Source organism: Pseudoalteromonas sp. S1612, from assembly GCF_005887175.1.
GTDB classification, from domain to species: Bacteria; Pseudomonadota; Gammaproteobacteria; order Enterobacterales; family Alteromonadaceae; genus Pseudoalteromonas; species Pseudoalteromonas undina.
Map to the genome: position 1 here is coordinate 165,191 of NZ_PNDH01000002.1, position 23,879 is coordinate 189,069.

Sequence of the window (23,879 nt, forward strand, 5' to 3'; positions counted from 1 at the left end):
TTATTCTAATTATTGTTTTATAGTGTTACTAGAAACGGAACGGCGGAATTTGTATGAAAAATAAAATAACCAAATCTTTAGCTACAGCGGCATTATTGAACTTTATATCAGTACCTGCTTTTTCAGCTCAAGCTCATATTGAAAATGCAGAAAACTTGGTACAGCAAGCTCAATACAAAAACGTAGCAACTATTAAGCGTAATTTCGCAAAGCAAGTAGCGCTTAATTATTCAGTGTTGAATGCTGATTTAAAACAATCAGTAAATAAATATAACTTAGTTTTAAATGCTGATCAGTTATCAACTGTAGCACGGCATACAAAGCGTAATATAAGCCAGGCAAATAGCGCCTTACAACAACTTAAAGGCTTACCAAACAATACAGGAAGCTTGTTACAAGTTCGTTTGGCAAGTGAGTCCATGCTTACTGATTGGCAACAAGGAGAAAGCCCTTTATTCGCATTTGCACCCGCTGGTGACGATAGCCAATGGAGCGAGATTGAAGCGTTCGATCAGTTTGGTGACATTCATTATCTGAGCGTTGACCAAATGCCAACCCAACCTGTTTTTATTGTGGAGTTAGATCAACAAAAAGTACAGGATGCGGGTATTGCAGTAATGAAAGGAATTTTGTCTGCTAACAAGTTCAGCAAAAACATGGTTAGCCCACAAAATCAATTAAGTAATGAGCAGCCATTACAAACTAGCGTGCTAAAAAAAATACATTTAGAGGATGATAAAGAACCTTGGATTTCAGGAAAGGCAGAAGTTTATGCCATCGTAACGGGGATTAATCCTAGCAGGGATGAACCAATATTAGATATTGTTGATTTACCTTATTTAGATCATGATAAAACCAATTACAGCCCTAATCAGGTTTTAATTCATTGGCAACGTTATCGTTGGCAAGCTGTCGATTTGCTTTTAATGGAGCAAGATGACAACACTAATTATAAAACCTTAGCAATGAAATTATTAGAAATATCAGAGCAAGTAATGGCAAGCATCCCTGATTTACAAGCACAGGGCTATACTATTATTCCTAAACTCACTAATGAGTTACTTAAAGCAATGCCTGATGAATGGTTTACCAATAATGATGATTATGTCGATGTTTTTTACACACTGTTTGAAAACAAAGAGTATCAAGGTTACAAAGGCGCAAGTAGTAATGCCACCATTACCTTGTCACCTTTAGAGATAAATCCTCGTCAGTAAATAGCGACCCGCCACTGTTTGGCATAATATCTAAACAGTGGTGAGTTAATCATTATTCCCGCAGTTTAAGCGTGATACATACAACGCCGTGATCGGTACTTAAATCGTCGCGCTCAAACTCGGGGTTAATTAAATGACGATCGTAAGTATGATAATCGCTTACTTCAAAAAAACTGTCGTCATAGCCAGAATCAAACTCACAAGATAGCAAAATATAATCAAGCACAGAGCTGCTTGCGCCAAAGTAATGTGTTGCTTTTCGTAATGGTTTTAAACATCGATTATCTTTATCGGTAATACCTTGTATTGGCTCATTAGGTACTTCATCAAGCTCGCAATCATCGTGTAACTTCGTAAACAGCTGCCACGCATCGTTAAGACAATATTTTGCAAGGTAGGTTTTACTATCAAACGCGGGGGCAAAACGCAGTGTATTGGTTAGTAAATGGCTTAAAACGCCATCAGCTAGGTCGTTATTAAAATCTCCCATTAGTATCATAGGCTGTTGCGTGGCCTCACGACGGCTTATCATTTCTATCATCAGCAATGTTGCTTCACTACCACGCTGAATAGTTGAGCCCCAGCTACCCGCTACATTTGCTTTTAAAATTTCAATAATGTTTTTTTCAGCTGTTAGCTCTTTATTAGTTTCATCAATCTCAATTGATGACCGTTTAGATTTAAAATGCACCACATAGCAATCGGTATTACCGATATGCGGCAAATTTATTGTGGCTCTAAGAACTTTACGACTAAAGGCAAAATCTTCAGTTAAACCTAAAGTATTGGCAAGCTCATAGTCGTGTTTAACGCTCGCTACTTCAACGATGGGGTATTTTGCTGCTATTCCCACAACGGGGCATTTATAAATAAAATCATCTATTACCTGTGGCTCATCCACTACAGCAAAGTGCGCATAACCTTGCTGCTTTACTAATTCTTTAAGCGACTCAATGCTAAACACTTCCTGAAAGCCAATTATATCGGGCTGATGCTCGGTTAAATAATCAATAATCCAGCGCTGTTTTTTTGCCCATTGCTCCGCGGTATATATCCGCTCAAACTCATAATAAGCATTAGGTGGCTCAAGATAATTAAACAGGTTAAATGTGGCTATTTTTAATGTTGAATTGGTTATCATCATCTCAGGGGATTGTTCTGAGTTATCAGTTAAAGGTGATGTATTACAGTCACTAATAATGGTCGCCTTTGAAAGTTTATATTGTGTGCTATTGTCAACATCATATAAGATTTTTGCTTGGTACCAAAGCTTGATAACAACTAAAACCTATTAAATCGTTTAAAGTTTAGGCAAACGCAACCTATCCCCTTTAAATTTATATACAAGTTGGTATGCTACGCGACCTTTTTTAACATATGGTTATCAAAAAAGGCAAAGCCAAGGGGCGGCCAATGCTGCAAGGCACTTAGTATAAGTGGCAGCAATAATTACAGGCATCGCGTTATAAAACGTTAGGTGTAACTTTAAATAGCAATATAAAAAGCACTATTAGGGTCAAACTATGCGATTAGGACCAGGACTACTCGTCACCGCTGCCTTCATTGGACCAGGGACTATTACCACCGCGAGCGTAGCGGGTGCAAACTTTGGTTTTGCACTAATATGGACATTACTATTTTCAGTAATTGCCACCATATTATTACAATCTATGGCGGCGCGCCTAGGCGTAGCCACTGGGCAAGACTTAGCACAAGCACTAAGAGCCCATATTGAAACTCCCCTATTTAAATCTCTCGCTATATTTTTAGTGATCAGCGCCATTGGTGTTGGCAGTGCCGCCTACGAGGCTGGTAATTTAAGCGGTGCCAGCATGGGATTAATTGAAATATTCCCTCAGGTAAATGCCCAACTTTGGACGCCACTGATTGCATTTTTAAGTGCCATACTACTTTATAGCGGTAAACACAAAGTTGTTGAAAATGCGCTTATTTTACTAGTGATTTTAATGAGCCTAGTGTTTATCTCTACGCTTGTTATGGCGGCTCCCTCGCTCAGTGACGTATTAGCTGGTTTTATTCCTAGCATGCCTGAGGGCTCAGTCACCACAGTATTAGCATTGGTAGGTACGACCATAGTGCCATACAACTTATTTTTACACTCAGGGGTACTGGCTGCTCGCCATGACAGCGAGAGTGACAAACAAAAAGTAATTAAAGAAACCAATATAGATACGGGCGTGTCCATCACCCTAGGTGGTGTGATCACCTTAGCTATTTTATCAACCGCATCAGTGGCATTTTATGGCACCGATGCAGGGCAAATTAGCGCTGCCAATATGGCGGTGCAGCTTGAGCCATTACTTGGCGATGCCGCCCATTACTTTTTTGCTATTGGTTTATTTGCCGCAGGTTTAACCAGCGCAATAACTGCTCCTCTTGCGGGCGCTTACGCCGTATGTGGCATGTTAGGTTGGTCAAATAAAATGGATAACGTTCGCTTTAAAAGCGTTGCCATTGTTATTTTATTATTTGGTGCGGCGGTGGCTTCTCTGGGTTTAGACCCTGTCGCGGTGATAATTTTTGCCCAAGCTGCCAATGGCTTATTGCTGCCTATAGTCACCACTTACCTTGTGTGGTTAGTTAATCAAAAAGCAGTAATGGGTAAATACACTAACTCAGTATTGGTAAACCTACTTACTTTACCAGTGTTAGTACTTATTTTTGGCCTAAGTAGTTACAAGCTCTTTAGTTTGATTTTTTAATCCTACTCTGCGATTTATGAACACACAAAAGCCGCTGTATTAATAGCGGCTTTTTACATTGCATTGCATTGCATTGCAAACCAATACTCACTTAAAAACCGTGATGCTCTGTCTTTTGCTTATTTGCCTTAATGAGTTTTGCAAATACATAACCCCCTACTGCACCTGCGCATAATTGCGCATAAAACCCCCAGCCTCTTGCACCCGCAATAATAGTAATATTCATAATAGATTCAATAGCAATTAACGCTGTTGCAAACGCTACAATACCCGCAGTTACAAATAATTGTATCCCCTGATTTTTAAGCTTTTTCGCGATAAACCAGGTCACAAAAAATGCGAGAGCAAGTGCAATCGCAATAATAGCGCCGTAAGTAGGTAGCAAGCCAAGCCAATCTTCAAGGGTTAAATTAACACGATCATTAAAGCCCACCACTACACCTACATTAACTAATTGATTGACAACGTATTGGCTATGAAACAAGCTAGCAAGAGTGAATGTAAGTAACCAAGAAACTAAAAATGAAGGGAGTGTACGTGTTAAAAACTGCATGGTTATCTCAACTTAAAATGAAACTTTTTCCTTACACTAGCAAAGGCTTGCAGGGTAAACAATCTCTACGTTGTATTACGCTACTCTCGCTTTTAACGTTTTCTTGTAACGTCAGTGCCGAATTACCAACACAGCAATATACTGCTAGTACCTTAGCAACAGATCTCAATTCACCATGGAGCATGGTTAAACTGCCAAACAATACGTGGTTAGTTACAGAGCGTGATGGCCATGTTGTTATCATTAAAAACAACCAACAAAGCCGAGTTAAAATAAACTTCGAGGGCTTATACGTTGCAGGGCAAGGCGGTTTACTCGATATAGTACTTTCGCCAAATTACAGTGAATCAAAAGAAATAATATTCACTTATGCCCAAGGTGAGCTTGATGCAAACAGACTCGTTATTGCCAAAGCTAAGTTTGATGGCGAGCAGTTTTCAGTACCAAAAGTTATTTATAAAGTTGCCACCGATAAGGGCACACCGCAGCATTACTCTGGCCGGGCGTTTGTACTGCCCGATAATAGCTTACTGTTTTCAAGTGGTGATGGCTTTGACTACCGCGAGCAAGCACAAGTTATAACCAGCCAATTAGGTAAAGTGCTACGAATTAATTTAAATGGCACTATTCCAAGCGATAACCCGTTTATTAAACATGAAACCCCTACCGCGCATGCCATTTATTCACTCGGGCACCGTAACTTGCAAGGCTTGGTTTATGATTACGATACCAAGCAAATCATTAGCCACGAACACGGCCCCGCAGGCGGTGATGAGCTCAACTATTTAAAGGCTGGCACCAATTACGGCTGGCCAGTAATAACCAACGGTGATGACTACTCGCAAGCACGTATTTCGCCCTTTAGAGACTACCCAGGCATGGCTAAACCAACCGTAGATTGGACGCCCTCAATTGCGCCATCAGGCATGGCATATTATGGCTCTATGCATGCAGCCTTCCCTTCACTGCAACGCCACGTACTCATTACCACATTGGTCGATAAAAAGCTCTACAGCGTTAATTTAAAAAATGGTGAATTCACCCAGTCGCATATTTTTCCAGAAGCCACAGGCAGGCTCAGAGATGTGTTTGTTACTGCTGAAGGTAATATAGCGATATTAACGGATGGAAAAGAGGCAAGGTTAATGCTGGTAACGCCAAAGTGATATTCACTTAAATGAATGGTGATTGTCTCGTAGAGATTTATTTTAAAAGTTAAACATTAAAATAAATCCCACGAGACTAAAAGTAGCAGCAAGCTAAATTCATATTTAAAGTCAGACCCTTTAGGGAAGCTTTACTAAAAGATTTTTATAGTGTGTTTAAATTAACTTTCCTCTCGCAGGCTTTTTGAAAATCATCAGGAGAAATTACGATTTGCCGCGTTGTATTTTTAACCTTCTTTTTTATCTCTTCTTTATTAAAAACTAAGTAACAGCCACTGCCGTCACTTATCTCAATTGAAGATAAATATTTATCCATTATTTTTGATTCACTTGATGACTGTTCATATTGCCAAACGTTTACTTCACCTGCTTTTAATGGCATGTCCATTACCTGAGTACCGTACTCAGTTTTAAACACCACTTTAACCATTAATTCTTCAGCCGTAGAGTTTTTAACACTAGCCCAGTAAATACTTGAACATGAGCTCAATACAAAAGTTATTAGTAATCCAAAAATTAATACCTTTAATCTTTCCATAGAAACTCAGAACTCCAAATTAATCTTTTATATCAACTTCAAGCGCTTCACTGCGTGTAATGCGTTGCTTCAAATTAGCGGTGCTTTTTGTGTCATTGTAATACTTCATGAGATCAATCTTTCCTTGTTTTGGATAATCTGGAGAAGATACTTTTATATTCTAAAACGGTATTAATAAACTTCCCCTCAATTATCTTTGTAAGTTTCAATGAAGCAAAGAAAAAGCATCTAAGATAGGTATCTGTTTTTTTTACTTTTAGCAACATCTCAGAGGTTGAGTCTAGCAAAGACTAAAGAGGCATAATCAATAGAGGGGGTGCACTACTTAATGGATAAAATAGTCTATATTCATGTTAATGAGTGATATTTGGTTAAGCAATAAAGTAGCTAAGGAGAATGTATAGCTAAACTCCAGAATCAAAGAACCAATAAGAATAAAATATGAGTATATTTATTCCTTTTAAATTTTTATCAGACTATAAATCTATCTAAAATATATCACTCACATATAATTCATCTTTTGAGCTAGGTCTTTATAAGCTTATTATTTTTTTGCGCAAGCATCTATAAAGTCTTGTGGTTCAATAACGACTTCTAGTTGATGTTCCTCGACTTTTTTATCAATTGCCTCTCGATTAAAGATAACAGTACATCCCTCACTATTTATTGCTTCAACTTTAGATAAGTTCTTATCTATTTTAGTCAGTACCAATGAAGATTGCTCATAATGCCAAAGCTCATTTTCTTGTGATTTGATTGGTTGTAACTCTAAAAAATGAGTGCCATGTTTATTAGAAAAAGTAAGTTTTACATTAATTACCTCGCTAGTGTTATTTTTAATACTACCCCAATAGATATTGGAGCAACCATTAAGAAAAAGAAGAACTATAAGTAGAAATGAATATTTAAAACAAAACTTTAAACCGTCCATACAATTTTTGAACTCCATATTAATCGTTGAATATCTATTTCGATAGCGGCTGAATTTTTGACTCTCTGGAATGCACTTGGAGACCTTTTATTAGTATCATAATACTTCATTAAATCAATCCTACCACTACTAGGGTAACCTGGCGTAGACGGCTTCACATTCTGCAATAATACGTTAGTGGAGCCTTTATGCCCCCAAGACATGCTAATACCACCTGTATACATCAATACTGAATGACCAAATTCATGAGCTGATACTAATTTAAATTCATCATCAACTTGTTTCTCTGTTGCGCGAGGTGCGCCTCTTTGATAAATAAAACTCGCATCAATACCTAATATAGCTGGGTTCATTGAACGACCATAACTTTCACTTTCTTCTATCTCTAGGTCTACAGGAATGGCATCAGAACTACTTTTATGTAAAGGATTAACTATTACATTAAAACGCACACCCGCTACTGTAATTGTATTTGACCAATATTGTTTAATACCAGCTATAGCCAACGTTTTTAATTTAAGATAATCGCCTTGTTGCAAACTGTTTTGTTTAAAATTAAGGTAAACATCAATATTTATGGTTCTTAAACGACTATTAATGGTCGTTTTAGCCCAAGTTGCTTTATGAGCCCCGTTATGAACTTTTAGCTTGGTACCTCGGCCATTTCGAGAGGGCCCTACCCGTACCATACGATAATTAACAGTGGGTTTATCGATTGCTCTATGAAGATGCTCTTCAAAAATATCGAGCGTAAGAGAGTGTTTTTGAGGGTTCGCAGCTGTTGAATCCATTTTATATTCCATTATCATTAGTAATAATTGCTAAAATGCTTTTGTTTAACAATTCTATTAGTTCCTCTAACTAGTCCAATATACTTTTCAAAGATTTTAGTGTCAAGAGTACCTATCTCAACATCTAACTTTTAAAACCTAATGCTTCACCTTTAGCCAATGAAATTCAATAAAGCATTTGGTTACTTGATTTGCCTGTTCTAATTAGGGGTAATGGCCTACCCCTTCCAGTTCAATAATATCTGGATTAGTGATTAGCTCGTATAGCCTTTAACCATATGACGACCCGAAACGGGGTCGTCCATAACGCAAATTAAACACATGGGTATTTCAGCGTCCTTTAAAGCGCCAACCCAACGAGCACGATGTAATTTACGCTCCGTGATGTAATAAATCAGTTTTGCCATGACTGGCTTGCCCTGTTTATATGCAATTAACTACCACAACTCCTTGAGCTCTTTCTCAGCAAGTGGTGTAGCGCATATATTATCAAAATTACGCTTAAAGTTTGCAAGTCGCGACACTAAAGCACCTATAGGGCTAAGTAACAGCTTTGCAAAAATACAGGTTTGTGTGTTTCTGGAAATAACCCGCCGTTAAGAAAGCAAACGCTTTGTACTTTGATGGCATGCAGCTCATTTAAGTTGCTTTTAGCAAGTCGCTCTTGCGCTATCATATCACCGTAATCGTGGCTTAAAATATGCGCTACTTTTACATTTAAAAGCTTTAAAAAAGCGAGTCAGTAAATCCGCTTGCATATTTAAGGTGTAAGTAACATTTTGCGGTTTGTCACTAAAGCCAAAGCCCAGCATATCGAGGGGAAATACCTTAAAGTGTTGAGTGAGCTCAGCCCATTGATTGGTTGAGTAACCATGGATCAGTAATAAACACGGCGCTCCCTCCTCCACTTGCACATGATATCTAATCTCATGACCTTGAAGTTTAAACGTCGATTGGCTCTTATGCCACGAAGCTAATAGTAAGTAATTATTGTAGTGTTACTAATGACATTCATGACGATTTCGGCGCATTTATAGGATTATAAACAAATGAATAAAGTATCTATCATAATAAACTTTTAATGTGGCGTTACTTAAGTGCTCCATGAAAATGTACATGAATTTATTATTTGCGAGTAGCCATTTCCATGACTAATATCATTTAAGATAGGACGACAATAACTAAATTAAGGAGTCAAAGTGAAAATATTGTCCGTTGACGATAACCCTCAAAATAGAAACATCATGGAAATTGCGCTTTCTAAGCAACACGATATTGCTTCATCTGATGGAACCGAGCCAATATTAGCACTAATGGAACAGCACCAGCCACAAGTCGTCTTAATGGATATTTTACTTAGTAATAGCCTTACTGGTTACGATTTAGTTGAACAAATAACTCAATCCGGTGAATACGATGATTGCGAAATTATATTTATATCCGCTTTAACATCAAGTGAAGACAAACTCACAGCATATGGGTATGGCGGCGATGATTATATTGCCAAGCCAGTAGACTTTAAGGAACTTAACGAAAAATTAAAGCGTGTTGAACTGCGTATTACAGAGCGAAATAATCTAAAAGAAATGTACGATGTTGCCTCTACAACTGCTTTTACCTCAATGCAACAAGCAAGTGAGCTCGGAGAGTTAGTCTCGTTCTTTACTGACAACCTTGACGTAACCGATCTAGATGCATTATTTTCTAACGTACAGCAGTACTTTACCAATGCAGGCGCTAGCTGCTGTGTAGAGTTTAGGGTAGCAAACCAATATCACCAATTTCCAAAACAAACTATCTCTGAACTGGAAAAAGAAATTCTTGAGCTAGGCAGAAGAGCAAAACGAATAGTGCCATTTAGCTCTAACTTATTATTTAACGCGCCTGCTTGCTCAATTCTTGTAAAAGGAATAAATGCAAAAGACGAAGGCTTACTCGGACGACTTCGAGATAATTTTGCTATTTTACTTACTATTATAGAAAGCCGAATGGAATTTATTGAACAGCAATTAGAAAAAGCGACGATACGTCAACAAGCTTTAAACACCCTCAAGAGCCAACTTGCTGATGATTTTAGCACTATAAATAAACTATGCTCAGAGCAAGATAAGCAAGTAAAAATACTCGTTAATGACTTATCTCAAGCTATACAATCAAAAATGATCACTCTAGGTTTGGATGAAGAGCAAGAGTCGGAGCTAGTCGGGTTAGTTGATGAAACGAAAGAAATTGTAGAAGAAACCTTAGTCCTGTCTTTTACACTAGAAGAAAAATTACAAGCCATAACAAAACGCTTAAAAGCTGTTGAATAATATAAGTACAATTTATAGACTGAGCCCGATAGAACCGTAGAACTCTGTTGGGTGGCACCTTTGGCTTAACCAACCTACCTTTAACGTAGGTCGGATAAGTGGCGAAGCTACGCCATCCGACAAAAATGATGAATTTACTTGGGGCAACCCGACTTATCACGCTGTGTATAATATGCAAAATTGCGGCTTAAATTAAGCCGCAATTAGATTTAAGCTCTGATATATGAAGTTAATATTTGCTCATTTTGGTCTTCAACCAAATAATCTTCAAATAAATCATTACACTGCGTAGTTTGCATCAACTAGCTGACTAACAACAATATTTGAAATGTTTTCTTTAGACTTTAACCAAAGCTCAACGTCTTCTCTATCTTGGTTAGTCGCCGAACCATAACGATGAACAGAACAAATAAAGCCACTGAATGACTTAGAGTCACCTCCACCAGCAATACAAAGTTTTCTTTTATCGATGAATTCTAAAAGCTCATCTAGTAATAAATCAAACTCTTCCTCTGTTACATTTAAATTACAAGTAAATTCAAAACCTAAAATAGCAAATTCATCTAAATACAACTTTTTGCGTAATCGTCTACTTTTAGTACTCATAAATATCCTTTGGCAGATGACGCCAACTTATTAATCCGCTAATGAGGTAGCATAGAATAAGTTATAAAGAAGTAAAATCCAAAGATAATTTAATATTTAACAAATAGTTAGAACATAACTAACTTCGCTAAATTGTTACCTGAGTGCTTTTTTAATGAAGAGATTTTATTCACAAAGAGGATAAGAGACTCTGCGCTTTTAGAGGAAAATAGCGGCTTGAATTAAGCCGCTTTGAAGAATTTAAGTTCTGATGTCTGAAGTCAAGATTTCACCCCTTTGGTCTTCCTTTGGTCTTTCTAGGTTGAGTATATCTAGGCATTTTAGTCTACTCAAAGTGATGAGGAGGTGCCCACTAAAACGGGTAAGGAGCATTGTCTTTTGGAACGACTTGTTAGCCTTCATTATCAGCAAGCCATTTTTCAAATGATTCTTTGGAAGCATTTGTAAGAACTGAAGCGTATGCATCTTTATTACCATAATATAAACAATGCCTTATCATGGTGTATGGATTTAAAGTATCTTTTGAATTTTCATTTGTTTCAAAGTCTGTTTTATAACGTTTAACTTTTGCAATCCCTTCTTTCATATAGGTATTCAACTTAGTTCTTGTTATTTCAGGCTCTAAAGAAACAATTTCCTCTGTAAAGCCATCAACTTTATGTGCTTCCGCATCAAAATCAGAGAAAAAGTGGTTAGCTATTTTTAGAAGTCCGAATGCAGTTAACAACCCATTTCCATTAGATGATACTAATTTTTGTGGACCTGCAACGGTAGGGTCTAAAACTTCATCCGTATCATCATCTTCCGCTTTTTGGATTTCAAGTTCAGTCTCAGTTCTTATTGCTAGGAATTCCCTATCAGCTAATTCAAATAATGCAGCTAATGTATTGATTCTTCTTTTTAATTTGTTCGGGATTTTTTTCTTGTATTTGATTTTATGGTCTAAGACGCTCCAAGAATCCTGTACAATAGTTCGTATTTGTATCTCAAAATTAAAATCCACAAATGCCTTATATTCAGGCATTTCCTTGCGCTCATCTCCTAGTTTTAAATCTAAGTGCAACCCCTTATAACCGAATGAACCTTCAGTTTTCTCCATTTGAGCAATTTTGTCAGTTACGTCAATGACAGAAAAATGCTGGTCTAATACAGCCTTTATTTTTTCGATGTCATCCTCATATAAGCAAACGACTCTGAGACCAATTAAGTCAGAAATATGATCTTTGATCTCATAATCAGTTTCATTCGCTTCAAGCTCTTTTCGATACTTTAGATTAAATTTTCTAAGGCATTCTTCTTTATCTTTAACTCTGCCTTCTATTTTGGAGATTGCGATATCGCCAGTGTGTGAAACCAGTGCATTTATCAACGCACAAAAAGAAGTCTTTGCATCATCAAGGACTTGCAAGTTATCACTATAAAACTCTCTAAAATGGTTTTTTTCGAAATCGTAATCTAAAGATGCCATTGGAACTCCTTTTGATGGCTAATGCCCCGATAATGGGCAAATATCAGTTGGTTAAAATAAGCGACGAAGGAGCAAAAGCCAACTGTTTTTTGTCCTTTTGAACGACATGTTAGAAGTACTATACCGCCGTACTTATTGAGAACTCTGAAGCAAGTGACTCATAAAATTTTATAGGACCTTTAGTTATTACCTTAGATAATTCAGAGATTCTCTCTGGTTTAAGGTTGGGGCCGTATGCAATTACTTCTCGAGTAATTTCTACATACTCTTCAAGAAAGCTTTCTGGTTCAGTTAAGCCTAATATTTTTAAAGTCATTCCCGCACGACGAAGGGCTTGATTGTTATTTACAATTGCCTTTCTTGCAGCTTCCATGTTGATAGCACCATCAAGTTTTCTTATGTGGTTACTAACTGCTGTGGCATAAGTTCCGATTAAATGCTCAAACTCTGTTACATCGTTTGCAATTTGTAGAACTAACTCATGTCTCTTTTTGATTGCTTCCTTCTTATTTTCATTACCATGATTTAGCTTTGTAATTAAGTATGTGGAAAACGCTCCAATAACACCACCCAACACTGTTCCCAATACAGGAAGACCAATCTTTACTATATCGTTATATAACTGAATTTCTTCGCTTGCCACCTAAACCTTCCTTGTACTTCTAACGCCTCAAGCAGAGGCGCCAGCTTCGCTGGCGTCCTGCTGACTTGATTTGTTATGTTCTTTGTCGGTGGCTACCACACCATCTAAGTACAATGGTACACCTTGTAAGTCTGTTAGCTCTTTGGCATTAAGTGCATATGAAAGGGCTTGATTGCCTTGGCCGTATCCCCATAAATACAATTCAGCGCCAAAAGCGCTTGGAGCAACAACAATTCCGTCGGAGACAGCGTCCGCAAAATTCTTCTTGATATCTTCTTGGGGGCCATACTGAAAGCCCTCAATTAAGTCATCGTTGTTCAAACCAAATAAAGCATGGTTTAAAATGGCACCGAATTGTTGAATTTCCTTCTCATCAAATTGCATAGAGGCAATATAAATATTCATTGGGATGAAAAGTGTCATCTTATGCCTGTCATCTTGGTTGTACATATAACCTGATTCAGAGAAGACTTTCTTGATTAATGAGTAGATTACATAATGCGAGCGAATTTGATATGTAGACATGCCATCAAGTATCTTAGCTATTCTCGCTCCACGATCATCCCTACCAAGCTCTGTTCTGGATGACGCAAGAATTCCCCCAAAATAGTCTACTGCGACTTCATCTTCACAGTAAGAGCCCTCGTTGACAATTGTCTTTAACACCTTCGGAGGAACATGCCCCGGAGAATCAATATTTTCTCCTAGCTTTTCTTCAGCTTTGCTGAATATTTTCCCAACATTTTCGATTCTTTTCTTGGTGAACTCTTGCAGCTCACCGCCAAGGTAATCTGCCGTCGGGCCTAGCAGTTTTTGCAGACCATCTTTTCCTAAATAGGCTGCAATCGCTCCTATTCCGACTGTAGTAATTGGTTCTGGCATGATTACTCCTTGTGAACATAACAACTTTGCATCCGACATTTGTCGCTTTATAAACCGAAAAATGTCTAAATATTACAATTAATCTAATGTAACCAGCGAATAAGCACATGTAAACAATTAGTTAGCTCTCACCTAAATTTACTGGATGTAGAAAAACACCAAAATGGTGGAGATCAGTAATATTAGACAAAAAGTGTTGTGCAAATAAACAATAGAGGCAGGTTTATTATTTTTACTGACAAATAGCGTAACTTTTACTTTCGCCATGAGCCTTTCTCCTTTCACCTTTTTCCTTAACCCACAACAAAAAAAGCCGCTGTTCGTTAAAACAGCGGCTTTCTTAATTAAAGCTTACAGCTAAAAACTGACAGCTTACAGCTAGTACTTTAAGCTTTCCCAATCACTTCAAGTCCACCCATGTATGGGCGTAATACTTCTGGTACGACTACTGAGCCGTCGGCTTGTTGGTAGTTTTCTAGTATGGCTACAAGTGTACGGCCAACCGCTAAACCTGAGCCGTTTAGTGTGTGTAAAAGCTCTGGTTTTTTAGCGCCTTCACGACGAAAACGTGCTTGCATACGGCGTGCTTGGAAATCAACCATGTTTGAACAAGACGAAATTTCGCGATAGGTGTCTTGCGCTGGTAACCATACTTCTAAATCGTAGGTTTTAGCTGCGCCGAAGCCCATATCGCCCATACATAAAATCACTTTACGGTATGGCAATTCAAGCGCTTGTAAAATTTGCTCAGCATGGCCTGTTAGCTCTTCAAGCGCTTGCATTGAATCTTCTGGTTTTACAAGCTGAACTAGTTCAACTTTATCAAACTGGTGCTGACGGATTAAACCGCGTGTATCGCGACCGTAGCTGCCTGCTTCACTTCTAAAACATGGCGTGTGCGCTGTTAAGCGAATTGGTAAATCGCTTTCTTCGTAAATTTCATCACGTGCGCTGTTTGTAAGCGGTACTTCTGCCGTAGGAATAAGGCTAAAGCCAGCTTGCTGCTCGCCATCATCGTTCACTAGGCCTAACGTGTGGAATAAATCACCCGCAAACTTAGGTAATTGGCTGGTGCCGTAAAGACTTGCACTATTAACTAAGTACGGTACATACATTTCTGTGTAGCCGTTTGTGTCTGTGTGGGTATCTAGCATGTATTGGGTAAGTGCTCGGTGCATACGTGCTACTTGGCCGCGCATTACTGTAAAACGTGCGCCACTAATTTTAACGCCCATTTCAAAGTCTAAGCCGTTTAGGTCTTGCCCTACGTCAACGTGGTCTTTAACTTCGAAATCGTATTTTTTAGGGGTGCCCCACGTTAAAATTTCTACGTTGTCGTCTTCGTCAGCGCCTTCTGGTACCGACTCATCCGGTAAATTTGGAATTGCTAAGGCAATTTGTTTAATTGCTTCTAACACTTCATCTTGTTCAGCTTTAGCTGCGTCTAATTCGCTGCCTAAGTTAGCAACTGCGTCTAGCAATGGCTGTGCATCTTCGCCCTTTGCTTTTGCTTGACCAATGGCTTTCGCACTGGCGTTACGTTGACTTTGAAGTTCTTGCGTTTTTACTTGTAATGTTTTGCGTTTTTCTTCAAGTTCAGTCACTACCGCTACATCTAGCTCATAACCACGTGCGGCTAAACGTGCTGCAGTTTGTTCGACATCTTGACGTAAATATTTAGAATCTAACATGTTAGTTTTTTAACCTTTTTGCATTACTAGCTGAAGGCCCAGCCAAGCCATAAAAATACACACCATCACGTTTAAGATGATATTGAGGGCCATTTTAATAAAGTGACCTTGTTGTAATAACAACAACGAATCCATTGAGAATGTTGAAAAGGTGGTTAACGCACCTAAAAAGCCAATTCCGATGAGGGTTTTAGCGGGACTAACGGCAATAACCTGCTTATCGATTAAACCGTACAAAATGCCCATCAACAATGAACCCAGAATATTAACCGTCAACGTACCAAAAGGGAATCCCCTACCGAGGAGTTTTAGCATGGTTTCGCTAATAAAAAATCGTAAACAGGCTCCTGAGGCTCCGCCAAGGGCGATCATCATGTAAAGTTTAATCATGCTCATAACGTTTTACTGGACTTTGTGCGTCGCGCTCTTTTAAATAATCGAGCTTTTGTTTAATTTTTTGCTCAAGCCCACGATCACTTGGCTGGTAGTATTTTTTGCCATCCATTTCTGGCGGTAGGTATTTTTCGCCAGCAGCAAATGCACCCTCTTCGTTATGTGCATAACGATACTCTGCGCCATAACCTAAGTCTTTCATTAAATTAGTGGGGGCATTACGTAAATGCTCTGGTACAGGGTAGCTTGGCTGATTTTTAGCATCATCTTTGGCTTGATTAAACGCCATATAAACCGCATTGCTTTTAGGCGCACTAGCCAAGTACAAGGTGGCCTGTGCAATGGCGCGCTCGCCTTCGCTTGGGCCAACACGTTGGAATATATCCCATGCGTTTAAAGCCACTTCCATCGCTCGCGGATCGGCGTTGCCTATGTCTTCGGTGGCAATTGCTAATAAGCGCCTTGCAACATACAGCGGGTCGCCGCCACCTGCTAAAATACGGCAGTACCAATAAAGCGCACCATCGGGTGAACTGCCTCGCACCGATTTATGAAACGCCGAAATTAAATCGTAAAATTCATCGCCGCCTTTATCGTATTTCGCTAAATGCGTAGGGAGTACTTGGCTGAGTACCTGTTCATCAACATGAAATTGGCCGTTTTGCTCAGTAGTTAAATCGACTGCTTGCTCGAGTAAATTAAGCACTTTACGAGCATCGCCACCACTTGCTTGGCATAGCGCCTGTTTGGCGTTATCTGCAATCACGATATGTTTTTGGCTTAATTGCTCGTCTTGTTTAAGTGCACGCTCTATTACTGTGTATAAATCGCTTTCCTGCAAGGATTTTAATACATACACCCTTGCGCGAGATAAAATCGCATTATTAAGCGCAAACGAGGGGTTTTCGGTGGTGGCGCCTACAAATATAAAAGTGCCATCTTCAATATGCGGTAAAAACGCGTCTTGCTGAGATTTATTAAAGCGGTGTACCTCGTCAACAAACATTAAAGTGCGCTGACCACGGCTTTGTAAGTTATCGCGAGCTTGGGTTACGCTATCGCGAATATCTTTTACGCCAGCGGTTACTGCCGACATTTGAATTAGTTCAGCGTCGGCATGGTTGGCAATAATTTGCGCCAGCGTAGTTTTACCTACCCCCGGCGGCCCCCATAAAATTAAACTATGGCAGCGCCCTGCTACTATCGCTTGATGAAGAGGTTTATCTGCGCTGAGTAAATGTTGCTGCCCTATGTAATCGTTAAGCGATAAAGGGCGCATACGCGCAGCGAGTGGGCGCACATCGGGCCCAAAGTTAAATCCTAAATTACTCACCGTTACTCTGATCGTCTATTTCTACACCCGCTGGCGGGGTAAATTCAAAAGTTGTTTTATCAAGCTCAGTATTAACCTGTGCATTGCTAAATGTAAACGCAGACAGCTGGCCTGAGTTATCTTTAACCACCAGTTTTGCAAGCCCCTGCTCGTTATCAGCAAAAGTAATATCAAGCTGCTCTACTTGGCTTTCTACGCCTTTATTTGGGGTAATGCTAAAGCCTAAGTTAGTAGCGAGCACGCTGTATTTTTCCCATTGCGCAGGGTCTTTAGAGGTGAGCAATATAAACGGTGTAGAGTCAATTAAACCGCTGGTTTTCATAATGGTTACTTGCTCAGCAAAGCTATCAAAGTAATAGGTTTTATCGCCGTTTGACACAAATAAAGTGTCGTCTGGGTTAGTTTGCTGCCAGCGAATCATCAATGGCTGTTGCAGCGCAATATTGCCTTGGCCTTGCATTACCAGTTGGCCTTCACCGTCGGTTACGTTTTGTTTAAATTGTGCTTTAAAGCTTTTTAACGTTGATAACTTATCTTGTAATGCTTGGCTGTCGTCAGCAAAGCTGGGCATAGCCACTAAACTGCCTAATACTAATAATAAACTACTTAATTTTTTCATTAATTTGCTCCATTAGGTACTAATACATCGCGTGCGCCGTTATGTCCTGGTGCACTCACGATACCTGATGTTTCCATTTGTTCTACTAAACGTGCAGCACGGTTATAGCCTACACGTAATTTACGTTGCACTGATGATACCGATACTTTTCCGGTTTCTATTACAAAGGCGACCGCTTCGTCGTATAACGGATCTGATTCTTCATCGCCATTTTCGCTGGCTTCACCTGGTAATAAAATATCTTCAGTGGCATCGCCATTTAAAATTTCGTCTATGTAATTTGGTTTAGCGCGGGCTTTCCAATCGTTTACCACGGCATGTACTTCATGGTCGTCTACAAACGCGCCATGCACACGCTCTGGTACACTGGTGCCTGGCGGTAAATAAAGCATGTCACCCATGCCTAATAAATTTTCTGCACCTTGTTGATCCAGTATGGTGCGCGAGTCTATTTTACTTGATACCTGAAACGCCATACGTGTAGGTATGTTCGCTTTAATTAAACCGGTTATTACATCAACCGACGGACGCTGCGTTGCTAATATTAAATGAATACCCGCAGCACGGGCTTTTTGCGCTATACGAGCAATTAACTCTTCAACTTTTTTACCAACAATCATCATCATGTCGGCAAATTCGTCAATAACCACCACAATGCTAGGTAACTTATCTAGCTCATCTGGGCCCTCTTTCATGCCGTCGGTGTCTTTAAACAATGGATCCATAATTGGGTAGCCCGCTTCTTTGGCTTCCATTACTTTTTGGTTGTAACCTTTTAAGTTACGCACACCCAAAGCCGACATCAGCTTATAACGGCGTTCCATTTCACCTACACACCAACGCAGCGCGTTAGCAGCTTCTTTCATGTCGGTCACAACTTCACATAATAAATGCGGAATGCCTTCGTATACTGAAAGCTCAAGCATTTTCGGGTCAATCATGATCATACGAACATCTTCAGGGCCCGATTTATACAGTAAGCTTAATATCATTACATTAACGCCCACTGACTTACCTGAACCCGTTGTACCGGCAACTAATAAATGTGGCATTTTACCTAGGTCGGCACACACAGGTTGCCCTGCAATATCTTTACCAAGCACCATGGTTAATGGCGATGGGTTTTGCTCAAACTTAGGTGCGTTTATCACTTCTGACAAACGTACAATTTCACGGTATTTATTAGGCAGCTCAATACCGATATAGGTTTTACCCGGAATAACTTCAACCACTCGCACACTAATTGCCGATAGCGAGCGCGCTAAATCTTTTGACAACCCAGTAATTTTAGACACCTTAATACCCGGTGCTAAATCAAGCTCAAAACGAGTAACAACGGGCCCGGGGTAAACTCCAACCACGGTAGCTTGCACGTTAAAATCGAGTAATTTTGTTTCTACAAGGCGCGATACACTATCAAGCTCTTCTTGCGAAATTGGATTTTTTGCTTTGTCGGGTCTGTCTAGTAAATCCAATGATGGCAATGGCCCCGCAGGTGGCTCTTGCTCTAATAATTGCTCAAACTTCTCTTTGGCAGTTGGCGGCGGTTGAAACCCTGATTTAGGCTTGTTAATTGGCCTTGCTGGTGAGACCACCGTTGTGGTTGGTTTTTCAGGTTCAACCACTGGGCTTTGATCCAGCGCATTAAGCGCCGCTTCTGTGTCCATAGGTTCATCGTCTATGGCGCTAAAACTAATTTCTTGATCGAGTATTTGGTCAAGCTCGTCAAACGGCATAAACTCGTCGTCTTGAGGAGCATTAACCTTAGTTGCGGGTTTATCGATTGCTTTGGGTTTGTCTGCTGTTTTATTAGCAAGTTCAGGTTCTTGTTGTCGTGTATCGTCTTCAAAATAGGCATCGGGTTGCTCGTCTTGTACTTTACCTGCAATGTGCTCGCGCTGCATCCAACCTCGAGCATAGGTGACCAAAAAGCGGTATAACCTAACTATTAAGTCACCTAAATAATCAACAAATTGTACCCACGACACACCTGTTAATAGGGTTAACCCTGCAAAAAAGAAACACAGCAGTAAAATAGAGGTACCGGTAAAATTAAACGCTGGCATCATCGCCGATGCAATCACATCGCCCACCACCCCACCGGATGAAAAATTATAAATATCATCAAAATTAATACTGCTAATAGCGGTTGCTGAGGTAATAAACAGCGCAAAGCCAATAATGCGTAATCCAAGTGTGGTGTAATCGAGTTGCAAAATACGGTGTGGCTGCTTAAACACTAAATAGCCAAGCAGCTGAATGGCCGCTGGCACAAAATAGGCAAGCCAACCAAAGGTAAGAAGTAAAATGTCGGCCACCCACGCGCCCGCCGTACCTGTGATATTTTGTACATTGGTAAACTCACCCGTTTGCGACCAAGCAGGATCGGCAGGATGAAAACTAATTAAAGCACATAAAATAAATACCGCTGCAAAGGTGCTGACGATGAGCCCCGTTTCTAATAGTCTTTGTACACCGTTTAGGCGCATAATTACCTATCCCTCATTATTATTTTTTACACTCACTTGGCAATAGAATACCTTAGCAGGAAATGTATTTTGATGCACTTTATCTTAACCATGATGGCCTGATTATGAACAAGTTTTTATTATTTAGTCGTACACTCATTAAAAAAGCAAAGTTGGCTGCAACAATAAAAGTATATTAAAGGCTGTTACTTTATCATTAAGCAACAAAAGGACGAATAACAACGCCTTCTTCACCTTTTACTTCTTCCATCACCACGTAGGTACGACTTTCACTCACATTGGGCAGCTTTAATAATATATCACCGAGTACGCCTCGGTATTCTGACATATCGTTAACCCGGGTTTTTAATAAAAAGTCGAAATTACCCGAAACCAAATGACATTCTATAATTTCTTCGTGTTTTCTAACAGCAGCACTGAACTCTTCAAACACGTCGGGCGATGTTTTGGTAATGGTTACTTCCACATACACAGAAAGCCCTTGACCAAGCTTGGCAGGATCAACCACTGCTTTATAGCCTAAAATATACCCTTCTCGCTCTAGCTTTTTCACTCGCTCTAGACAGGGCGTGGCGCTTAGGCCAACTCGTCGGGCCAGTTCAACATTTGACAGGCGGCCATCAAGTTGTAATTCGACTAAAATTTTGCGATCAATACGGTCTAATAAGTTATGCATGGCTTTTTAGTTTTTTATTCTAATAAAATTAATTTTACAGATACTAACACTATAAAGGACTTAAAAAAAGGTGAGACACACTACCCTAGCATGAATATAATAGTGGAAAATTTTTATCCCGTTCTAACAAGGCAAAATTATGATTATTGGTGTACCTAAAGAAATTAAAAACCACGAGTACCGTGTAGGTATGGTTCCTGCGAGTGTTCGCGAACTTGTAAATCACGGCCACCAAGTGATTGTTGAAACGAATGCTGGTATGGGCATTGGTTTTACAAATGATGATTATGTTCAAGCAGGCGCTGAAATTTTAGAAACAGCTGCTGACGTTTTTGCAAAAGCAGAAATGATCATCAAGGTAAAAGAGCCACAAGCTGTTGAGCGTGCAATGTTACGTGAAGACCAAATTCTTTTCACTTACCTTCACCTTGCACCGGATCTTCCACAAACTGAAGACCTTGTTAAAAGTAAAGCAATCTGTATTGCTTATGAAACAGTAACTGATGCACGCGGCGGTTTACCACTATTGGCACCAATGAGTGAAGTAGCGGGCCGTATGTCTATTCAAGCAGGTGCACAAGCGCTAGAAAAAGCAAACCACGGTCGTGGTATGTTACTAGGTGGTGTACCAGGTGTTGAGCCAGCTAAAGTTGTTGTTATTGGTGGCGGCATGGTTGGTCGTAGCGCTGCACAAATGGCGGTTGGCTTAGGTGCTGAGGTTGTTGTACTTGACCGTAACATCGACGTACTACGTGCACTAGACGCACAGTTTGGTAACAAAGTTAAAGCTATTTACTCAACAGCTGATGCGCTTGAAAAGCACGTATTAGAAGCTGACCTAGTAATTGGTGGCGTGCTTATCCCAGGTGCTGCTGCACCTAAACTAGTGACTGCTGAACACATTAAAGCAATGAAGCCAGGTGCTGCTATTGTTGATGTTGCGATTGACCAAGGTGGTTGTATTGCAACCTCTAAAGCAACTACGCACGCTGATCCTACTTTCATCGTTGATGAAGTTGTTCACTACTGTGTTGCTAACATGCCTGGTGCTGTTCCACGTACATCTACATTTGCACTTAATAATGCAACATTACCGTTCATCATTAACCTTGCAAACAAAGGTTACAAAAAAGCACTACTAGATGACGCTCACTTCTTAAAAGGCTTAAACGTAATTAAAGGCCAAGTAACATACAAAGAAGTAGCTGAAGCGTTCAACATGGAATATGTTGACCCACGCACTGCAGTAGAAAACGCGTAACTATTATTGTTACCGCTTATACCTAAGCCATAATTTAGGTATAAGCATTAAAAAAGCAGCTAATTAGCTGCTTTTTTTGTATCTAAATTTTAGGGTCTGTGGTCAACAGACCCAAGTGTTATATAAATCGTTTAATAATAAAATCGACTTTTACGCGCTTAGCTTGACCAAGTAGCTTTTTCACTGGCTGCGGGTAATCGCTCATGGTTTCTAAATCATCTGGACCGGTTAAACGACGACAATGCTTTAAAATTTCTTGGCGTTCATTATCAATGTCGCGCATTATCGTTTGCTCAGGGTCTTCTATCAGAATACCATTTTCGATATCTAGCCCCCATGCACGCGGATTTAAATTATGCCCGCTAAGTAAATGCACTTTACGGTCACAACAAATCCCTTTTAAATGAAACGAGTTACTCTCGTGTTTCCACAGGTAAACGTTTAAGTTGCCATTATCTATGTGGCGTTTTTGCGATTTTACAAATTTATGCAAAATAGTTTCGTATAAATACGGTAATGCACCAATTTTACTAAACGGCTCGCTAGGTGGCAGGTAAAAATCGTTTGCGGTTTTATCGCCCACCACAATAGTGACTTGTTTACCTTGCTTTAATAAGCGACGTAAAGAGCGCATTAAAGGCGCCGGGAAATTAAAATACGGCGTGTATAACACCAACTCTTGCTCGGTAGTATCAAACAGCGCTTTGATTAAGCGATTAAGTTCGTTATTACGACGGCCTAAACCCAAAAACAAACGAATGCCCATTGCATGAGTATTCAATTGTTGCGCACTTTTATAGCTTGCCGATTTAAGCTCACGCATAAGTTGCTTTTGTTCAAGTTTAAAGTCCGCCATGCGTTTAAGCGGTCGTTGATCAATTCTTGGAACCGCTTCAGAGTTCAATAACGTTGATTCGATAAAGTCGACTACTGAGTCACATAACTCGCTTTGCGAAACTAAAAAGTAGCGATCAAGTCGGTATCGGTCGCTATATTGCAAATACACATTGTTTAAACTAGCACCGCTATACAGCAGTGTGTCGTCAATAACAAAGCCTTTTAAATGCAACACCCCAAACAGTTCTTTGGCTTTTACAGGGACACCATACACTTGAACGTTTGAATTAAACTTCTCTAAGCTATCGCAATATAAACTTGCATTGCCCTCTGACTTTTCTGCGCCAATTAAACCGCGTTGCGCGCGATGAAAATCAACCAGTACTTTAATTTCAAGCGAAGGGTTAGCTAACGATGCACTGTGTAGTGCGGCTAATATTTCACGACCCGCTTCATCATCTTGTAAATAAAGTGTGGTGATATAAATTCGTTTTTTTGCGTTGGCAATTAAATCTAACAATTGCGTACGGTATTCTTGCGCATTGGTTAAGACGTTAACGTCTTTTGAAGTCAACCCAAATGCGGGTTTCTCTTGCCAAAATAACATAGTTGCCTATTCACTTAGGTCACATAATTAAGCAGTGACAAATCAAAATTAGTTAAAAGATAACAAAAAAAATCAGGCTGGTCATGAATTAACGTTGTTTTATTGGCTAACAGTCTATTTATTAGGCGGGCGCTACCTTTAAT

At 39.6% G+C, this 23,879-nt stretch carries 22 protein-coding genes; 5 read left to right on the forward strand and 17 right to left on the reverse strand.

Annotated elements, in window-relative coordinates:
* Window positions 1-53 precede the first annotated feature (53 nt).
* Window positions 54-1,217 carry a DUF3103 family protein gene (locus tag CWB78_RS01020; RefSeq protein WP_138593945.1) on the forward strand — a complete coding sequence of 388 codons (1,164 nt, stop codon included), beginning with the start codon at window positions 54-56 and terminating at the stop codon, window positions 1,215-1,217.
* Window positions 1,218-1,269: 52 nt separating this feature from the next.
* Here the strand turns inward: CWB78_RS01020 and CWB78_RS01025 are convergent, their stop codons facing one another.
* Window positions 1,270-2,361: an endonuclease/exonuclease/phosphatase family protein gene (locus tag CWB78_RS01025; protein ID WP_249930362.1), complete on the reverse strand. Its 1,092-nt coding sequence runs from the start codon at window positions 2,359-2,361 to the stop codon at window positions 1,270-1,272.
* Window positions 2,362-2,740: 379 nt separating this feature from the next.
* Here CWB78_RS01025 and CWB78_RS01030 point away from each other — a divergent pair, with 379 nt between their 5' ends.
* Window positions 2,741-3,940 carry an Nramp family divalent metal transporter gene (locus CWB78_RS01030; RefSeq protein ID WP_010389739.1) on the forward strand — a complete coding sequence of 400 codons (1,200 nt, stop codon included), beginning with the start codon at window positions 2,741-2,743 and terminating at the stop codon, window positions 3,938-3,940.
* A 91-nt stretch (window positions 3,941-4,031) separates the two neighbouring features.
* Here CWB78_RS01030 and CWB78_RS01035 read toward each other — a convergent pair whose 3' ends face one another.
* Entirely contained in the window at window positions 4,032-4,493 is a 462-nt protein-coding gene (locus CWB78_RS01035; RefSeq protein ID WP_010389738.1) for a hypothetical protein, read from the reverse strand.
* Here CWB78_RS01035 and CWB78_RS01040 point away from each other — a divergent pair.
* Window positions 4,478-5,659 carry a PQQ-dependent sugar dehydrogenase gene (locus tag CWB78_RS01040; protein WP_138593946.1) on the forward strand — a complete coding sequence of 394 codons (1,182 nt, stop codon included), beginning with the start codon at window positions 4,478-4,480 and terminating at the stop codon, window positions 5,657-5,659. The two genes, CWB78_RS01035 and CWB78_RS01040, sit on opposite strands and share 16 nt — an antisense overlap.
* Window positions 5,660-5,804: 145 nt before the next feature.
* Here CWB78_RS01040 and CWB78_RS01045 read toward each other — a convergent pair whose 3' ends face one another.
* From CWB78_RS01045 to CWB78_RS18930, 4 genes are all read right to left on the reverse strand, one after another.
* On the reverse strand, window positions 5,805-6,197 hold the full coding sequence (locus tag CWB78_RS01045) for a hypothetical protein (RefSeq protein WP_138593947.1): 393 nt from the start codon (window positions 6,195-6,197) through the stop codon (window positions 5,805-5,807).
* Window positions 6,198-6,741: 544 nt separating this feature from the next.
* A complete protein-coding gene (locus tag CWB78_RS01050) occupies window positions 6,742-7,128 on the reverse strand; it encodes a hypothetical protein (RefSeq protein WP_138593948.1) in 387 nt (128 codons plus the stop codon).
* Window positions 7,116-7,919 carry a hypothetical protein gene (locus CWB78_RS01055; protein WP_055011850.1) on the reverse strand — a complete coding sequence of 268 codons (804 nt, stop codon included), beginning with the start codon at window positions 7,917-7,919 and terminating at the stop codon, window positions 7,116-7,118. The genes CWB78_RS01050 and CWB78_RS01055 overlap by 13 nt, the downstream gene beginning before the upstream one ends.
* Window positions 7,920-8,173: 254 nt before the next feature.
* Entirely contained in the window at window positions 8,174-8,326 is a 153-nt protein-coding gene (locus CWB78_RS18930) for a hypothetical protein (RefSeq protein WP_249930366.1), read from the reverse strand.
* Window positions 8,327-9,118: 792 nt separating this feature from the next.
* Between CWB78_RS18930 and CWB78_RS01065 the strand changes: the two genes are divergently transcribed.
* Window positions 9,119-10,231: a response regulator gene (locus CWB78_RS01065; RefSeq protein ID WP_249930368.1), complete on the forward strand. Its 1,113-nt coding sequence runs from the start codon at window positions 9,119-9,121 to the stop codon at window positions 10,229-10,231.
* Between the two features lie 279 nt (window positions 10,232-10,510).
* Here the strand turns inward: CWB78_RS01065 and CWB78_RS01070 are convergent, their stop codons facing one another.
* The 10 genes from CWB78_RS01070 to lrp all read right to left on the reverse strand — a co-directional run bounded on the left by CWB78_RS01070 (window position 10,511) and on the right by lrp (window position 21,031).
* The gene (locus CWB78_RS01070) at window positions 10,511-10,837 is read right to left on the reverse strand and encodes a YggL 50S ribosome-binding family protein (protein WP_138593949.1); all 327 of its coding nucleotides are present in this window, start codon (window positions 10,835-10,837) and stop codon (window positions 10,511-10,513) included.
* Window positions 10,838-11,228: 391 nt separating this feature from the next.
* On the reverse strand, window positions 11,229-12,305 hold the full coding sequence (locus CWB78_RS01075; RefSeq protein ID WP_028835867.1) for a GTP pyrophosphokinase: 1,077 nt from the start codon (window positions 12,303-12,305) through the stop codon (window positions 11,229-11,231).
* A gap of 118 nt (window positions 12,306-12,423) precedes the next feature.
* The gene (locus CWB78_RS01080) at window positions 12,424-12,948 is read right to left on the reverse strand and encodes a hypothetical protein (protein WP_138593950.1); all 525 of its coding nucleotides are present in this window, start codon (window positions 12,946-12,948) and stop codon (window positions 12,424-12,426) included.
* 27 nt (window positions 12,949-12,975) lie between these two features.
* The gene (locus tag CWB78_RS01085; RefSeq protein ID WP_028835869.1) at window positions 12,976-13,830 is read right to left on the reverse strand and encodes a hypothetical protein; all 855 of its coding nucleotides are present in this window, start codon (window positions 13,828-13,830) and stop codon (window positions 12,976-12,978) included.
* Window positions 13,831-14,216: 386 nt separating this feature from the next.
* Entirely contained in the window at window positions 14,217-15,521 is a 1,305-nt protein-coding gene (serS, locus tag CWB78_RS01090) for a serine--tRNA ligase (protein ID WP_008110064.1), read from the reverse strand.
* Between the two features lie 9 nt (window positions 15,522-15,530).
* Window positions 15,531-15,911, reverse strand: a complete 381-nt coding sequence (gene crcB, locus CWB78_RS01095; RefSeq protein ID WP_010389726.1) for a fluoride efflux transporter CrcB — start codon at window positions 15,909-15,911, stop codon at window positions 15,531-15,533.
* Window positions 15,904-17,247, reverse strand: coding sequence for a replication-associated recombination protein A (locus CWB78_RS01100; protein WP_138593951.1), 1,344 nt, complete (start codon window positions 17,245-17,247; stop codon window positions 15,904-15,906). Before CWB78_RS01100 ends, crcB begins: the two co-directional genes overlap by 8 nt.
* Window positions 17,240-17,866: an outer membrane lipoprotein periplasmic chaperone LolA gene (gene lolA / locus CWB78_RS01105; RefSeq protein WP_036956351.1), complete on the reverse strand. Its 627-nt coding sequence runs from the start codon at window positions 17,864-17,866 to the stop codon at window positions 17,240-17,242. Before lolA ends, CWB78_RS01100 begins: the two co-directional genes overlap by 8 nt.
* Window positions 17,866-20,355 carry a DNA translocase FtsK gene (locus CWB78_RS01110; protein ID WP_138593952.1) on the reverse strand — a complete coding sequence of 830 codons (2,490 nt, stop codon included), beginning with the start codon at window positions 20,353-20,355 and terminating at the stop codon, window positions 17,866-17,868. The genes lolA and CWB78_RS01110 overlap by 1 nt, the downstream gene beginning before the upstream one ends.
* 196 nt (window positions 20,356-20,551) lie before the next feature.
* The gene (lrp, locus tag CWB78_RS01115; RefSeq protein ID WP_008110073.1) at window positions 20,552-21,031 is read right to left on the reverse strand and encodes a leucine-responsive transcriptional regulator Lrp; all 480 of its coding nucleotides are present in this window, start codon (window positions 21,029-21,031) and stop codon (window positions 20,552-20,554) included.
* Between the two features lie 139 nt (window positions 21,032-21,170).
* Here lrp and ald point away from each other — a divergent pair, with 139 nt between their 5' ends.
* On the forward strand, window positions 21,171-22,292 hold the full coding sequence (ald, locus tag CWB78_RS01120; RefSeq protein WP_055011832.1) for an alanine dehydrogenase: 1,122 nt from the start codon (window positions 21,171-21,173) through the stop codon (window positions 22,290-22,292).
* A gap of 118 nt (window positions 22,293-22,410) precedes the next feature.
* Here the strand turns inward: ald and pssA are convergent, their stop codons facing one another.
* A complete protein-coding gene (pssA, locus tag CWB78_RS01125) occupies window positions 22,411-23,736 on the reverse strand; it encodes a CDP-diacylglycerol--serine O-phosphatidyltransferase (protein WP_054200756.1) in 1,326 nt (441 codons plus the stop codon).
* Window positions 23,737-23,879: the final 143 nt, after the last annotated feature.

Bases quoted from the DNA above. Each gene is read 5' to 3' on its own strand.
- CWB78_RS01020 (WP_138593945.1), top strand. From the start codon at position 54: ATGAAAAATAAAATAACCAAATCTTTAGCTACAGCGGCATTATTGAAC.
- CWB78_RS01025 (WP_249930362.1), bottom strand. From the start codon at position 2,361: ATGATGATAACCAATTCAACATTAAAAATAGCCACATTTAACCTGTTT.
- CWB78_RS01030 (WP_010389739.1), top strand. From the start codon at position 2,741: ATGCGATTAGGACCAGGACTACTCGTCACCGCTGCCTTCATTGGACCA.
- CWB78_RS01035 (WP_010389738.1), bottom strand. From the start codon at position 4,493: ATGCAGTTTTTAACACGTACACTCCCTTCATTTTTAGTTTCTTGGTTA.
- CWB78_RS01045 (WP_138593947.1), bottom strand. From the start codon at position 6,197: ATGGAAAGATTAAAGGTATTAATTTTTGGATTACTAATAACTTTTGTA.
- CWB78_RS01050 (WP_138593948.1), bottom strand. From the start codon at position 7,128: ATGGACGGTTTAAAGTTTTGTTTTAAATATTCATTTCTACTTATAGTT.
- CWB78_RS01055 (WP_055011850.1), bottom strand. From the start codon at position 7,919: ATGGATTCAACAGCTGCGAACCCTCAAAAACACTCTCTTACGCTCGAT.
- CWB78_RS18930 (WP_249930366.1), bottom strand. From the start codon at position 8,326: ATGGCAAAACTGATTTATTACATCACGGAGCGTAAATTACATCGTGCT.
- CWB78_RS01070 (WP_138593949.1), bottom strand. From the start codon at position 10,837: ATGAGTACTAAAAGTAGACGATTACGCAAAAAGTTGTATTTAGATGAA.
- CWB78_RS01075 (WP_028835867.1), bottom strand. From the start codon at position 12,305: ATGGCATCTTTAGATTACGATTTCGAAAAAAACCATTTTAGAGAGTTT.
- CWB78_RS01085 (WP_028835869.1), bottom strand. From the start codon at position 13,830: ATGCCAGAACCAATTACTACAGTCGGAATAGGAGCGATTGCAGCCTAT.
- serS (WP_008110064.1), bottom strand. From the start codon at position 15,521: ATGTTAGATTCTAAATATTTACGTCAAGATGTCGAACAAACTGCAGCA.
- crcB (WP_010389726.1), bottom strand. From the start codon at position 15,911: ATGATTAAACTTTACATGATGATCGCCCTTGGCGGAGCCTCAGGAGCC.
- lolA (WP_036956351.1), bottom strand. From the start codon at position 17,866: ATGAAAAAATTAAGTAGTTTATTATTAGTATTAGGCAGTTTAGTGGCT.
- CWB78_RS01110 (WP_138593952.1), bottom strand. From the start codon at position 20,355: ATGCGCCTAAACGGTGTACAAAGACTATTAGAAACGGGGCTCATCGTC.
- lrp (WP_008110073.1), bottom strand. From the start codon at position 21,031: ATGCATAACTTATTAGACCGTATTGATCGCAAAATTTTAGTCGAATTA.
- ald (WP_055011832.1), top strand. From the start codon at position 21,171: ATGATTATTGGTGTACCTAAAGAAATTAAAAACCACGAGTACCGTGTA.
- pssA (WP_054200756.1), bottom strand. From the start codon at position 23,736: ATGTTATTTTGGCAAGAGAAACCCGCATTTGGGTTGACTTCAAAAGAC.